This window comes from Pedobacter sp. GW822-FHT03F06 (assembly GCF_058801365.1).
Genome location: NZ_JBXANE010000005.1, coordinates 243,773 through 257,485 on the forward strand (window position 1 = coordinate 243,773; position 13,713 = coordinate 257,485).

The 13,713-nt window shown below is 37.8% G+C and carries 13 protein-coding genes; 5 read left to right on the top strand and 8 right to left on the bottom strand.

Annotated elements, in window-relative coordinates; genetic code table 11:
* Positions 1–18: 18 nt before the first annotated feature.
* Positions 19–687, top strand: a complete 669-nt coding sequence (locus AC1RJ8_RS10755) for a class I SAM-dependent methyltransferase (protein ID WP_492953807.1) — start codon at positions 19–21, stop codon at positions 685–687.
* Positions 688–1,009: 322 nt separating this feature from the next.
* On the opposite strand, the gene AC1RJ8_RS10760 is transcribed toward AC1RJ8_RS10755, so the two are convergent.
* From AC1RJ8_RS10760 to AC1RJ8_RS10770, 3 genes are read right to left on the bottom strand one after another with little or no spacing between them, the layout of a single operon-like run.
* Positions 1,010–1,819, bottom strand: a complete 810-nt coding sequence (locus tag AC1RJ8_RS10760) for a phosphatidate cytidylyltransferase (protein ID WP_492953808.1) — start codon at positions 1,817–1,819, stop codon at positions 1,010–1,012.
* A 43-nt stretch (positions 1,820–1,862) separates the two neighbouring features.
* Entirely contained in the window at positions 1,863–2,069 is a 207-nt protein-coding gene (locus tag AC1RJ8_RS10765; protein ID WP_184466133.1) for a putative signal transducing protein, read from the bottom strand.
* Positions 2,050–2,976, bottom strand: a complete 927-nt coding sequence (locus AC1RJ8_RS10770; RefSeq protein ID WP_492953809.1) for a CPBP family intramembrane glutamic endopeptidase — start codon at positions 2,974–2,976, stop codon at positions 2,050–2,052. The genes AC1RJ8_RS10765 and AC1RJ8_RS10770 overlap by 20 nt, the downstream gene beginning before the upstream one ends.
* A 43-nt stretch (positions 2,977–3,019) precedes the next feature.
* Between AC1RJ8_RS10770 and dusB the strand changes: the two genes are divergently transcribed.
* Together dusB and apaG are read left to right on the top strand one after the other, a co-directional pair.
* Positions 3,020–4,027, top strand: coding sequence for a tRNA dihydrouridine synthase DusB (dusB, locus tag AC1RJ8_RS10775; protein WP_492953810.1), 1,008 nt, complete (start codon positions 3,020–3,022; stop codon positions 4,025–4,027).
* A 36-nt stretch (positions 4,028–4,063) separates the two neighbouring features.
* Positions 4,064–4,450, top strand: coding sequence for a Co2+/Mg2+ efflux protein ApaG (gene apaG / locus AC1RJ8_RS10780; protein WP_029274928.1), 387 nt, complete (start codon positions 4,064–4,066; stop codon positions 4,448–4,450).
* A 516-nt stretch (positions 4,451–4,966) separates the two neighbouring features.
* On the opposite strand, the gene AC1RJ8_RS10785 is transcribed toward apaG, so the two are convergent.
* Complete coding sequence (locus AC1RJ8_RS10785) at positions 4,967–5,662, bottom strand: zinc metallopeptidase (protein WP_029274930.1); 696 nt, start codon at positions 5,660–5,662, stop codon at positions 4,967–4,969.
* A gap of 84 nt (positions 5,663–5,746) precedes the next feature.
* Here AC1RJ8_RS10785 and AC1RJ8_RS10790 point away from each other — a divergent pair, with 84 nt between their 5' ends.
* On the top strand, positions 5,747–6,883 hold the full coding sequence (locus AC1RJ8_RS10790) for an NAD(P)/FAD-dependent oxidoreductase (protein ID WP_492953811.1): 1,137 nt from the start codon (positions 5,747–5,749) through the stop codon (positions 6,881–6,883).
* Between the two features lie 248 nt (positions 6,884–7,131).
* Here the strand turns inward: AC1RJ8_RS10790 and purU are convergent, their stop codons facing one another.
* Entirely contained in the window at positions 7,132–7,971 is an 840-nt protein-coding gene (gene purU / locus AC1RJ8_RS10795) for a formyltetrahydrofolate deformylase (RefSeq protein WP_492953812.1), read from the bottom strand.
* 118 nt (positions 7,972–8,089) lie between these two features.
* Between purU and AC1RJ8_RS10800 the strand changes: the two genes are divergently transcribed.
* Entirely contained in the window at positions 8,090–9,466 is a 1,377-nt protein-coding gene (locus tag AC1RJ8_RS10800) for a DNA recombination protein RmuC (protein WP_492953813.1), read from the top strand.
* A gap of 274 nt (positions 9,467–9,740) precedes the next feature.
* Here the strand turns inward: AC1RJ8_RS10800 and thiL are convergent, their stop codons facing one another.
* The 3 genes from thiL to nadA all read right to left on the bottom strand — a co-directional run bounded on the left by thiL (position 9,741) and on the right by nadA (position 13,273).
* The gene (gene thiL, locus AC1RJ8_RS10805) at positions 9,741–10,781 is read right to left on the bottom strand and encodes a thiamine-phosphate kinase (protein WP_138819278.1); all 1,041 of its coding nucleotides are present in this window, start codon (positions 10,779–10,781) and stop codon (positions 9,741–9,743) included.
* Positions 10,782–10,903: 122 nt separating this feature from the next.
* Positions 10,904–12,142 (bottom strand): dicarboxylate/amino acid:cation symporter, encoded by a 1,239-nt coding sequence (locus AC1RJ8_RS10810; RefSeq protein WP_492953814.1) that lies wholly within the window; start codon positions 12,140–12,142, stop codon positions 10,904–10,906.
* 132 nt (positions 12,143–12,274) lie between these two features.
* The gene (gene nadA / locus AC1RJ8_RS10815; RefSeq protein ID WP_492953815.1) at positions 12,275–13,273 is read right to left on the bottom strand and encodes a quinolinate synthase NadA; all 999 of its coding nucleotides are present in this window, start codon (positions 13,271–13,273) and stop codon (positions 12,275–12,277) included.
* Between the last annotated feature and the right edge of the window lie 440 nt (positions 13,274–13,713).

A 13,713-nucleotide genomic window follows, 5' to 3' on the forward strand; every position in this document is an offset into this window, starting at 1 on the left:
AAATTTTTAAATTTGATTATGGAACAGCAACTTTCTGAAGAAGATTTAAAAAATATTGCCAAACAATTGGGTTGTCCTGAAGGTGAACACGGCATTAAAACAGGCGAAATGATGCATGCCAATAATATCGGTATGACGACCGCCGCAATTGATTCACTTGGTCTTCAAAACAATGAAACTGTTTTAGAAATCGGCCATGGTAACGGCGGGCATATTGCTCAACTCTTATCAAAAGCCGAAAACCTCCATTATTTCGGTGCTGATATTTCTGCAACCATTATTGCCGAAGCCGAAAAGATCAATCAGGATTTCATAACAAAAGGAAAGGTTCACTTTCAGCTAACAGATGGCATTACATTGCCCTTTGATGATGATCGCTTTGAAAAAATTTTTACGGTTAATACGATATACTTCTGGACAAATCCAAGTGAATACCTCAACGAAATTAAGCGAATATTAAAACCTAAGGGCACTTTAACTATATGTTTTGCTGATAAAACTTTCATGCAAACCCTCCCTTTTACCCCTTATGGATTTACACTTTACGAGGTAGAAACCGTAAAAGAATTATTAGAAAAAGCAGGTCTTACCATTAAAAATACCCTTAAAAAATTAGAGCGGATACAAAGTAAAACTGGCGAACAGTTAGAAAGATCTTACTATGTTTTAGTTGCCTCTGCTGAATAGAATTATAAAGAATATATAGAGGGCTGTCTCATAAATTGTATTTGCTTCGAATTTGTCACGTTGTCCAAAGGACTCCTACGGAGAGCCTGTCGAAACGTCTTGTTAGACATCTAAACAGGTCCTTCGACAAGCTCAGGATGACAATCTATATTTATGATACAGTTTCTTCGCAAGAATAGCGATTGTATCGTTTTGGGTGCAGCCACACTATAAATGTAATCTCATTCATTCCCGTTAAAACGACTATAATAGATAGGCTTAAACACAGTGTTCAAATCCGTGTTTATCGGTGTCCATCCGTGGCTAAAATTTTCTTTCATCTTTAATATAAAATCAAATACAGGTAGGCATAAACTACTGGAGCAGCCAATAACAATCCATCAAAACGATCTAACAAACCACCATGGCCCGGTAATAAACCACCACTATCTTTCGTATCCAAACTGCGTTTAAGCATCGATTCTACTAAATCGCCCAGTGTACCAAAACTAGCAATCAATACAGCCATGCCGATCCAAACCCAGGCCGGACTTTCGGTAAACAGAAATGATAAGCCAAAAGCGACCAAAACACTGGTGAACATCCCTCCGAAAAAACCTTCCCAGCTTTTCTTTGGGGAGTGGCGCTCGAACAATTTGCGTTTACCATACTTTACCCCAAAAAGATAAGCGCCTGTATCATTTGCCCAAAGCATCAGTAAAAATGCCAGCGGAAGATGAAAGTTATATTCGTTCCAGTTTTTCAAAAAGCCAAGGGCGTGAAAAAAACAGAAAGGAATGGTTACATAAACAAAACCAACAAAAGTATACGAGATGTTGGCAAATGGAATTTTGTTCTTTTTGTATAACTCTGTGATAAAAACCGAGAAAATTAAAGGGATACAAAGCAGCAAATACTTCACATCGTATTTAAGGTAGTGTAAGCCAGCTGCCATTAAAAATACCAATGAGCCAGCTGCCAAACCGATATTACGGTGTGGTCTTATTCCGGAGTTTTTAATCAGTTTGTAAAACTCAAACAATGCCAAAACACTTAAAACAAGATAAAAGATGGTAAAAGTGTAGCTCCCCAGAAGGATAGAGCCAAGCATTACAATGGTAAAAAAGAAAGCGGTTATTGCCCTGGTTTTCATTTAAGGTAAGCGATAAAGGGTGTAAGGTTTAAGATCATTTCTACTATTCAATTTCGTTTTCAACGATGTATTCTATGGCTTTATCGAAATCTACCTTATTCACCAAAACATTTATTTCGCCAATATTATATGCCGAGAGCTGTTTATTTATCGTTACCGCCAGAATTCCGGCTTCTGTTAATCCCTGTTTTAATACCTCGGCCGCAAAGGCATCGCTGGTGGTATATACTTTAACCCAATTTTCGCTCACGTGTTGCGTTATCTTTAAAAATTTTGAACAAAGCTATGGTAATTATTGCACTAATTAAATAGCCATACCATGGAAAACCGATCGGTTCGTCAGCTTTATCAAGTGGCATATGGTGTTTTTGCATATAAAAAGCGGCACAAACCGCATAGGCGTTGTTTATAAAGTGCGCCAGCATGGCATACCAGATACTTCCGCTATAATAATACAGGTAACCAAACCCTGCACCCAACAACATACGTGGCACAAAACCATAAAACTGCACATGGATGGCACTGAAAATTATGGCCGATAACCAAATAGCTAGATGTGGGTTTTCAAAAGCCCTGTTTAACGATCGTTGTACACCTCCACGGAACATTAATTCTTCGCCAATTGCAGGTATTACAGCAATCATAACGAGGTTTACAATGAAATCGAAATTACTGCGTACTGTGATCAATTGAATTGTCATTTTCATTGCAATAGCTTCTTTCTCCTTCATCCACTGTTCTATCTTGTGCAAAAAATCAGGCAAAACCATTTTTTGGTTCCATATTACGGTCCATTCCATAAATGGCATACTCAGTATCATAATTGCCAGAACGAGCACAATTAATAAGAATTTTGGTTGCTTGAAAAGATAAAATTCTGTTACTTTTTTCCTTTCTGTTAAGGCCAGGGCAATTGGAGGTAAAATAAATGTTCCGATCGAACTTAATATTTGTATCACTTTAAAACCAGCAATATACTTGGTATCGCCAGCTAAAAGCATGTCCAAATTACTTACTATTCCTAAGCCATACATGAGTAAAACAATGACAATAGCTATAATCCCAAACACAAGTCCACCTGTAACTGCGTAAAATAAAAGTAAAAGTAATTGTAAGAAAGGATTGATTTCCTCCTTGTTAGGTGTTACAAAATTCATTATTTGTACCTTTGTATGTTTTATTAATCGTTGAAGATAGAAAATGTCTGTTAAGATAGGAAATATAGATTTAGGTGAGTTCCCATTATTACTGGCTCCAATGGAGGATGTAAGCGATCCGCCGTTCCGTTATGTATGCAAAAAAAACGGGGCAGATATGATGTACACCGAATTTATTTCTTCGGAGGGCTTGATCCGTGATGCTGCAAAAAGCTTACAAAAGCTCGATATTTTCGAATATGAAAGGCCAATTGGTATCCAGATTTTTGGTGGTGATATCGATCACATGCGTGAAGCCTCAGAAATTGCCTCTGCAGCAGGACCCGACCTGGTTGACATCAATTATGGCTGTCCGGTTAAAAACGTAGTGTGTAAAGGCGCAGGTTCAAGCCTTTTACAGGATATCGATAAAATGGTAAAGATGACCGATGCTGTTGTTAAAGCTTCACATTTGCCAGTTACCGTTAAAACCCGCCTTGGTTGGGATGATAACACCAAAAATGTTTACGAAGTGGCCGAGCGCCTTCAGGATGTAGGCATTCAGGCACTTACCATTCATGGCAGAACAAGAGCGCAGTTATATAAAGGCGAGGCCGATTGGTCACTTATCCGGGAGATTAAGCGCAATCCACGCATCAAAATACCGATTTTTGGTAATGGCGATGTAGACAGTCCTGAAAAAGCGGCTAACTGGCGTATGGAATATGAGATAGATGGCATCATGATTGGCCGTGCAGCAATCGGTTACCCATGGATTTTTCGTGAGGTAAAACACTTTTTTAAAACGGGTGAACACCTTGCCGGACCAACTATTGAAGAACGTATTGAAGTTTGCCGTACACATTTAGATAAATCGCTGGAGTGGAAAGGTCCTAAAACCGGAATTTTCGAAATGCGCCGCCATTATGCAAACTATTTTAAAGGCCTGCCAGATTTTAAACCTTACCGTATGCGTTTGGTGGCCGAGCCAGATATCAACAACATTTACAATATTTTAGAAGAAGTGGCAGAAAAATTTGCCGACTACGACGCCACTAAAGTACTGGCTTGATTTTTGAAAGGTTTTTTTATACATTCGTAAATCATCATGGTTACAGCTATTACAGACGGGGTTAAGGTTTCAGTTGAAACAGTGTACCAGCCAGAATATTCAAATCCGGCCAACGAACATTATATGTTTGCTTATCGCGTAGAAATTTCTAATCTTTCTGATTATGCTGTGCAATTAATGCGCCGCCAGTGGTTTATTTTCGATTCGAACAGTAGCCGAAGAGAGGTAGAGGGTGAAGGCGTGGTTGGCTTACAACCTATTATTCAACCCGGTGAAACGCATGTATATGTTTCTGGCTGTAATCTGAAAACCGATATGGGCAGCATGAAAGGTGCGTACTTAATGAAACGCGACATTGACGGATCTGAATTCGAAGTTGATATTCCAGAGTTTCAGTTAATCGCTCCTTATAAACTGAATTAATTCTTTGAAAAATCGTCATTTCGACTGAAGTGAAGCGAAATGGAGAAATCTCTGAATCAAATTAATTCTATCGTTGTCTCAACAATGATGTAACAGCAACCAATCTCTTTTATCTATTCTTTAGAAAAGCAACTGCAGCATTCCATTTTAGTGGTAGTCCTGCTTTTTGTTTCAAGTCCTCGCTACATTCTTCGCTCCGGGCTTTTCACGTCAATCAGGTTTAATTTGCAATAATCCTGCTACTATTAATGTTTAATAGCATGGTCCGTATATCATAGTTTCTCTGCACCCTGCAACCCAAAATAGTACAACCTACCCTGCCACCTAAACCCGATCGAAGCGAGATGCCGATTTTTTCTATCGGCAGAAGCGGGAGCGGGACCGGAGCTCACCCAAGCACCACAAAACCTGCTTTACAGAAAAAAGAAAATCACTATTATTTTTTCCAAACTGATACAAACCAAAAACGGCCAGGATTACCCGGCCGTTCTGTGTTTTTCATATTTAGATATCTCTTTAATCTCTGCTTCTTCCAAAAAGCATCGATGCGTAATACAATAAGTTGGCTAATGCACCAACAGCTGCTACCACATAAGTCATCGCTGCCCACCAAAGTGCATCTTTAGCCTGCGCATTTTCTTCTTGCGTTTGCATTACACCATTATTATTTTTTAACCAGGCCAATGCACGGTTACTGGCGTCAAATTCGACTGGTAGGGTAATGATACTAAATATGGTTACCAGTGCTAAACCTACTACACCAATTGCCAAAACTATTGGATTTCCGGTAAAGCCTATTAACAATACACCAATTAATAATACCCACTGCAAAAGATTAGATGATATACTTACCACAGGAACCATACTGCTTCTTAAATTAAGCCAATTATATGATTTCGCCTGTTGCACGGCATGGCCACATTCGTGGGCCGCTACGGCCGCGGCAGCTACACTTCGGCTATAATACACATCTGTACTTAAATTAACGGTTTTATCTGATGGATTGTAATGATCTGTTAATTGTCCTTCGGTACTCATCACCTTCACGTCGTATATCCCATTATCATGTAACATTCTTTCTGCTACCTCTTTGCCCGATAAACCAGAGCTAAGTTGCATTTCCGCATATTTAGAAAACTTATTTCTAAATCGCCATTGTACAAACATGCTCAGCAATAATACCGGGATGATTAATATTAAATAAACTCCCATTTTCTTTCTGTATGTTTTTCATTTAACACATATCAAAAAGCGTTCCCATATTATTTGACTGTTAAAAAATGGTACATTTATACTATGCCAACAGCATTTTCATATTGGGAGAAGGAGTCATTTTTTACCTACGATATCATTATTATCGGTAGTGGAATTGTGGGTTTAAATGCTGCCATCCAGCTTAAAAAAACTGTTCCAACTTTAAAAATCGCTATACTCGAAAGGGGCTTTTTACCAACAGGTGCCAGCACCAAAAATGCGGGTTTTGCATGCTTCGGTAGTATTTCTGAACTGATTGAACAAGAAGAATGTGCCGGTTTAGATGGCTTGGCATGGCTTATAGAAAAACGCTGGAAGGGCCTACTTAAACTGCGTGATTTATTAGGCGATAAAACCATTGATTACCAATGTTTAGGCGGCTATGAATTATTTAAAAATGATGACATTTTTCTGGCCGACACATGTGTATCCAAAATTGAACATTATAACCGTCTTATTAACGATGTTGTTGGCCCCAACGCCTTTGGCCTTGCCAATAAGAAAATTACTTCCTTTGGTTTAGAAAGCATCGGTTCCTTAATCGAAAACCGATACGAAGCACAGATTGATAGTGGTAAAATGATGTTTGCTTTAATTCAATATGCACAAAAACTAGGTATTAGCCTATTTAATAATTGTACGGTTGATCAGATTCAACAAGAAAACAAGGGTACGCAATTGATAACCAAAAACGGAAAATTTTTCTGTAACCGCCTAATTGTAACCACCAATGCCTTTGTAAAAGATTTATTGCCCAGTGTTGATATTAGTCCCGGCCGTGGACAGGTTTTAATTACCAAACCCATTAAAGAACTAAAAATAGCAGGTACCTTCCATTACGATAAAGGTTATTATTACTTTAGGAATATAAATAATAGAGTTTTATTAGGTGGTGGCAGAAATATCGATTTTAAAGCCGAAGAAACCACTGAATTTGGTCAAACCGAGGCGGTTCAACTGGCGTTAGCAGATTTACTAAAAAATGTAATCCTTCCTAAAGGAAATTATGAAATCGATTACTGTTGGAGCGGCATTATGGCTTTTGGAAAAATTCTTGAACCACTTATAGAAGAAATTAAGCCAAATATTTTTTGCGCTACCAGGTGTAACGGCATGGGTATAGCAATTGGTGCACAAACAGGAGAAGATGTGGCGAATATGCTGCTGAAAAGCTTATAGTTTTTTTACCACAAAGAACACAGAGAAAAAACAACCAAGCACGCAGAGTTCACTGAGTTGGTTTTAATTTAAAAGATCCTTCTAACGGTTACGTCATCTCGACTGAAGCACAGTCCCGACGTTAAGTCGGGAGAAAGATCTGTAAAATAGATTTAGCTTCGCTGAGCACTTCGTGGTTCTCGACTTCGTTGCACCCTATAGCTATCGGGTCCGCTCGAAATGACGATTTGTGGAATAACGCCTATCAGTTATTTAAACACAATCGTCTTATTCCCACTCACAAAAACGCGGTCTTCGAAAATAAGCTCCAAAGCTTCTAACAATACTTTTTTTTCTATTTCTTTACCTGCACGAACCATTTCTTTTACCCCAAAATTATGATCTACGTGGTTAGTATGTTGCGTAATAATTGGCCCTTCGTCCAGGTTATCGGTAACAAAATGGGCAGTAGCGCCAATAATTTTTACACCACGTTCAAAAGCCTGGCGATAGGGGTTGGCACCTATAAAAGCCGGTAAAAAGGAATGATGGATATTAATGATTTTACCTGCATAATCTTTTACAAAATCAGCGGATAGAATTCGCATAAATTTAGCCAGCACCAAATAATCTACCTCGAACCGGTTGATAATTTCTTTTACTTCAGCTTCAAATACACTTTTATCCTTATTGGTATGATCGACATAAAAATAAGGAATGCCCAATTTTTCGGTAAAATCCCTCAGGCTTTCGTAATTGCCTATTACACATTTTACGTTGGCCCCTAAGGTTTTAAATTGGTTTTTGATCAGTATTTCTGCCAGGCAATGATACTCTTTGGTTACCAAAACGGCAATCTGTTTTTCCTGTTGGGTAATTAAATTTACCAAAGCAGCATTTGGCAGGTTTTCTAAAAGTTTTTCCTTTAATTTTTCAGTCTCCCCCAGGTTTCCGGTGCAGGCAATACGGGTAAAAAACGATTTATTCGCCTCGTCTACAAACTCGCGCATGGCGATAATATTCAATTGGTGAGCAGCCAGCACGCGGGTAATATTTGTAACTAAACCAACTTGATCGGGACAGGATATGAGGACTGTTAATGCGTTCATTTATAAAATACTAATGCCCAATTATAGAAATTTTTTTCCGTTATTTTCTGTTCACAATAACTAAAATTTTTTGGTATATCTATTTTAAATCTTCATTTTTGCTAAAATTTTTATCATTATGGAGATTGCGGGTATTGCTTTACTAATCGTTATTTTAATAGTCCTGGTTATTTTATTATTAAAGAAACCACAGGCTGCTCTTTCTATTATCTCGGTAGAAGACTTCGAGAGAACAAAAAGTGAAAATGAATCTTTAAAGATCAGCCTGGCCAAAGCCGATGAACGTGTTTCTAATTTATCTGCAGAAAAAGAGCACATTACCACATTGCTTAAACAAGAACAGCAACGCCTAATTGATGAGTTGCAGGCGGAGCGCGACCGGCTTGCCGATGCCAACAGAGAGTTGGAAAGTACCAGGTCATTTTACCTGGCCGAAAAAGAAAAACTTGCCGAACAAAAGCTAAGTTTTGAGCAGTCGCAAGAAAAACTGAACAAAGACTTTGAATTAATTGCCAATAAAATCCTGGAGGAAAAATCGAGCAAATTTATTGAGCAGAACCGCACCAATCTGGATATTATTTTAAATCCTTTGAAAGAAAACATTAAAGCTTTTGAAGATAAAGTAGAAAAGGTTTACAAAGCCGAATCAGATGAAAGAAATACACTGAAAGGCGTAATTTCACTATTAATGGATCAAAGTAAACAGATTCAGGAAGATGCCAATAATTTAACAAAAGCTTTAAAAGGTGATAGCAAAAAGCAAGGCAATTGGGGAGAGGTAATTTTAGAAAAGGTTTTGGAACGATCCGGTTTGGTGCGCGATCAGGAATACCGCATTCAAGCCTCGCATGTATCCGCCGAAGGCGGTCGCTACCAGCCCGATGTGGTGATAGATCTTCCAGACAACAAACATCTTGTAATTGATGCTAAGGTATCGCTGGTTGCTTATGAGCGTTCTGTATCCGCGGAGACGGATGAAGAGCGTGACGGCTTTGTAAAAGCCCATTTAGCCTCGATCAAGAATCACATATTAGAGCTATCTTCTAAAAATTACCAGGATTTATATAAAATCAATTCTCCTGACTTTGTTTTGCTGTTTGTTCCGATCGAATCTTCTTTCAGTATTGCTGTACAAAAAGATGCCGAACTTTTCAATTTTGCATGGGATAGAAGGGTAGTAATTGTGAGTCCATCAACGTTATTAGCCACCTTGCGTACCATTGCCAGCATGTGGAAACAGGAACGCCAAAACCGGAATGTAATGGAAATTGCCCGGTTAAGCGGAAGCATGTACGATAAGTTTGTAGGCTTCATTGCTGATATGGAAAATATTGGTAAACACATCAAAAACGGACAGGATGCTTACGATAAAGCCATAAATAAATTGTCGGTCGGTGCGGGAAATTTAACCAATACTTCAGAAAAGATTAAAAAATTAGGTGCAAAAACCACCAAACAGATTGATACAAAGTATTTAGATCTTAATGAAGATTAGGCAAATCTGTTTAATTTTTTAGCCTAAATTATAGCTAAAAACTTGTAAATTTAGTGATTTTTTTTGACGTACCTAGGACGATTTTTTTTAAATTTTCTCTTTTTCAGCGAATAGAGCTGTTGTTGATGGTGATTAGCGGCTAAGATAACTCCTTAAAAACAAAAAGTCGTCATTTCGAGCGAAGTGCAACGAGTCGAGAAATCTATGTAAACAGATCTCTCCATTTCGCTACGCTACAGTCGAGATGACGACGTATCGTTTTTTAAATTAAAGTTTATTTCTTAAAAGCATTCCATCCCTGGGCTTTCAACTCATGTACTTTTTCCGATTTTGAAACCATTTTGCAGCCCGAATTTTTATCGGTAACATGGCCAATCACAGTGATATCTACATCATGTTTCAGTTTTTTATAATCTTCCTGGCTGATGGTAAACAATAACTCATAATCTTCGCCACCACTCAAAGCACAAACTGTAGGGTCTAAACCTAACTCGCGGGCAGTTTCATAAGTCATTGGATCTAAAGGTATCTTCTCTTCGTAAATGGTTATTCCTTTATCTGATTGTTCTGCCAAATGCAAAATTTCGGAAGCTAAACCATCCGAAACATCAATCATCGAAGTTGGTTTGATGTTCATTTCATCTAAAAGCGCAACAATATCCATCCTTGCCTCTGGTTTCAATTGTCTTTCGATGATATAATCTTTCCCTTCTAAATCTGGTTGAATCTGCGGATTTTCCAGATAAATTAATTTCTCTCTTTCTAAAATCTGCAGGCCTAAATAAGCACCACCCAGATCGCCCGAAACACATAATAAATCATGTTCTTGAGCACCATTTCTGTATACCACTTTATCGGCATCGGCATAACCAATACTGGTAATACTAATCACCAAACCTTGCTTGCTTGATGATGTATCTCCGCCAATTAAATCGATGTTGTATTTGTTGCAGGCCAGTTCAATTCCTTTATAAATTTCTTCAACAGCCTCTAATGGAAATTTGCTCGACAAACCCAGCGAAACTGTAATCTGACTAGCTTTTCCATTCATCGCATAAATATCACTCAAATTTACCTGAACAGCCTTGTAACCTAAGTGCATTAAAGGCACATAAGCCAGGTCAAAGTGGATTCCTTCCAACAATAAATCGGTCGAAATTAAGGTTTGTTTTCCTTTAGCATCTAAAACAGCAGCATCGTCGCCAACACCCTTTACCGAATAATCGTTTTTAATTTTAAAATTAGTAGTGAGGTGTTTAATCAACCCAAATTCACCTAATTCATTAATATCTGTACGCTCTTTATTTTCAAACATATGCGATAGTTAGGGGCTAAGCCCCCGATTTTTATTTTTTAAAATTAATTGTCATTCTGAGCATAGCGAAGAATCTTTAACTACACCAGCTGGTATTTCATAGCTAGCAGATCCTTCCTGCGTCAGGATGACAAATCCTTACTCTCCATCCAGTTTTTACCTTCGGTAAACCGGGCAATTAACATGGCCGCAACATTATCACCAGTGGCATTTAACAAAGTAGCCATCGGATCGACCAATGTTCCTATAATCATAGCTGGTGGTAGCGCCTCTGGTGGTAATTGGTAAGCCGAAATCATTAATAACTCGCCAATATAACCTCCATTTGGTATTCCTCCCTCTACTATACTCACCAAAACAGTAATGCCTAAGGCCAAAATAATGGTATCAACATGTACTAAATCTTTACCAAAAATGGCAAAAACAACGGCAATTTTAACTATAGAGCTAATACTCGAACCATCCTTGTGCAAGGTTGAGCCTAATGGAATCGTCACATTGGTGATGTAATCGGGTACCCCCATTTTTCGTGCGCCATCTAAATTCGCCGGAATAGTGGCAATACTGCTACATGTCCCGATTGAAGTTAAAGACGGTACAATGTTATTTTTCCAAAATACTTTTATCGCTTTAAATCCACCCGCAACAAAAGCATATAGGGTGAAAAAAACGATAAAATAAAATGCACCTACGCCATAATATAGCCCTAATGCTTTTGCATAGGTTCCAAAAAGCTGTGGACCAAAAACTCCTACCTGATAGGCAAAATAAGCACCTAGACCAATCGGTCCTAGTTTCATAATTAAAATGATGAGTTTTTTCATCACTTCATTACCCGAAACCAGGAAGTTTTTAAAGCCATCGCCCTCTTTCCCGGAATACAGTGTAGAAAAACCCACTAATACTGAAAAAATAATCAGCGCCAGCATATTTTTTCTACTTCCAATCTCAAAAAATTCTCCTACGGTTAAAAGTTGGGTCATCTGTTCGCCAAACGACTGTATTTTTTCCGTTTCGGTTGGTAAAGGCGTATTTCCTAATTGCTGATGGATAGGAAAAATCCAGGTAGCAACCAAGGTTAAAACTGCAGAAATGAGTATGGTAGAAAGAAAAACCAAAACCATAATGGTTAATAACCTTCCTAATTTCTTTGTCCGGTCTATATTCGCAATTGCCGATGAAACCGCAAAAAATACCAATGGAATAACCGCGGTAAACAACAGGTTTAAAAATATATCGCCTAGTGGTTTAATACTTTCAACGCTTTTCCCAAAAATTAAGCCCACAATACTTCCAACAGTTATTCCTGCCAAAAGCCATAGTAAGCCCGAGTAATTTTTAAGAATGTTGTTTTTTTCCATGTAATTATTTTTCCGTCATTGCAAGGCACGAAGCAATCTCATAACTATCGCTACCTGCGAAGGCGTTAAGATTGCTTCCCCGAAAAGTCGGGACGGGCTGTCGTACCTCCTCGCAATGACGATTTTTATTTTTTACAAACCCAACTCTGCTGAAATATCCAGCATTCTTTGAATCGGTTTACGGGCCTGCTCTATAATGTGCTCAGGTACAGTTACTTCAGGTAAACCATTTTTAATACATAAATATAGTTTTTCTAAAGTATTTCTTTTCATATATGGGCAATCGTTACAAGCACAGCTGTTATTCGGCGGCGCCGGAATAAATGTTTTTGTCGGATTTGCCTTCTCCATCTGGTGGATAATTCCACTTTCGGTAGCCACAATAAATTCGGTAGCTGGATTGGTGATCGTGTATTTTAAAAGTCCTGTTGTTGAACCGATATAATCGGCCATTTTCAAAACCACTTCTTCACATTCCGGATGCGCAATAAATTTAGCATTCGGATGGCGTTCTTTTAACTTTGTAATTTTCTCCTGCGAAAAAATTTCATGTACCATACAGGCGCCATTCCACAATACCAAATCGCGTCCGGTTTTCTTTGCTACATAAGCACCTAAGTTCCGATCGGGACCGAATATTATTTTTTGGTCTTTAGGTAAACTCTCTACAATTTGAACCGCATTGGTACTGGTACAAACAATATCACTTAAAGCTTTTAATTCGGCCGTGCAGTTTACATAAGTGATCACCAGGTGATCTGGATATTTTTCTTTAAACTTTCTAAACAAATGGGGCGGACAACTATCTGCTAATGAGCAACCTGCTTTTACATCTGGTAATAAAACGGTTTTATCAGGCGATAAAATCTTTGCTGTTTCGGCCATAAAATGAACACCAGCAAACACGATTACATCAGCATCTGTTTTTGCAGCTTCTTGAGATAGGCCTAAACTATCGCCAATATAATCTGCAATATCCTGAATGTCAGGCTCTTGGTAGTAATGTGCAAGAATAATGGCATTCTTTTCCTTTTTTAACTTCTCAATCTCCGCAAAAAGATCAAGTGTAGGATCAATTTCTTCTTCTGCGAAACCTTTTTTATTGATTTCTTCTAAGACATCTATGTTCATTTTAAAATTTTCCTTTTTTGAATTTTGACGTTGGTCAAAGATAAAGCTTTCAACGTCTCAATAATTAATAAGTATTTTTAAATAAATAAATCTTGTTTGTTTATTAGTGTGTTAGTATTGTTGGCAAGTTTCGAAAAAAAGTTCTTTTATATAAGTTGTTAATCGTTTACTAACATTTAGATTACATTTCTCTAATATCATGAGTTTGATTTTCAGCACTATCGAAAAGTCGCTCAATTTTTATCAATACCCGAATGTTAATTGTTTATAAGTGGGTAAAAAGTTAATTACTTGTACAAAGGTGCTCAAAAATTACTTAAAAGATTGTGGCAAATTGTCTTTTTAGAGTAGCTTTAAACATTCAAATTTATTTGTTAGGATAATTTAGACACAGAGTTAACATTTATCAACTAGTTGTTAACATCGTGGATAAAGTAAAT

Bases quoted from the DNA above. Each gene is read 5' to 3' on its own strand.
- AC1RJ8_RS10755 (WP_492953807.1), top strand. From the start codon at position 19: ATGGAACAGCAACTTTCTGAAGAAGATTTAAAAAATATTGCCAAACAA.
- AC1RJ8_RS10760 (WP_492953808.1), bottom strand. From the start codon at position 1,819: ATGAAAACCAGGGCAATAACCGCTTTCTTTTTTACCATTGTAATGCTT.
- AC1RJ8_RS10770 (WP_492953809.1), bottom strand. From the start codon at position 2,976: ATGAATTTTGTAACACCTAACAAGGAGGAAATCAATCCTTTCTTACAA.
- dusB (WP_492953810.1), top strand. From the start codon at position 3,020: ATGTCTGTTAAGATAGGAAATATAGATTTAGGTGAGTTCCCATTATTA.
- apaG (WP_029274928.1), top strand. From the start codon at position 4,064: ATGGTTACAGCTATTACAGACGGGGTTAAGGTTTCAGTTGAAACAGTG.
- AC1RJ8_RS10785 (WP_029274930.1), bottom strand. From the start codon at position 5,662: ATGGGAGTTTATTTAATATTAATCATCCCGGTATTATTGCTGAGCATG.
- AC1RJ8_RS10790 (WP_492953811.1), top strand. From the start codon at position 5,747: ATGCCAACAGCATTTTCATATTGGGAGAAGGAGTCATTTTTTACCTAC.
- purU (WP_492953812.1), bottom strand. From the start codon at position 7,971: ATGAACGCATTAACAGTCCTCATATCCTGTCCCGATCAAGTTGGTTTA.
- AC1RJ8_RS10800 (WP_492953813.1), top strand. From the start codon at position 8,090: ATGGAGATTGCGGGTATTGCTTTACTAATCGTTATTTTAATAGTCCTG.
- thiL (WP_138819278.1), bottom strand. From the start codon at position 10,781: ATGTTTGAAAATAAAGAGCGTACAGATATTAATGAATTAGGTGAATTT.
- AC1RJ8_RS10810 (WP_492953814.1), bottom strand. From the start codon at position 12,142: ATGGAAAAAAACAACATTCTTAAAAATTACTCGGGCTTACTATGGCTT.
- nadA (WP_492953815.1), bottom strand. From the start codon at position 13,273: ATGAACATAGATGTCTTAGAAGAAATCAATAAAAAAGGTTTCGCAGAA.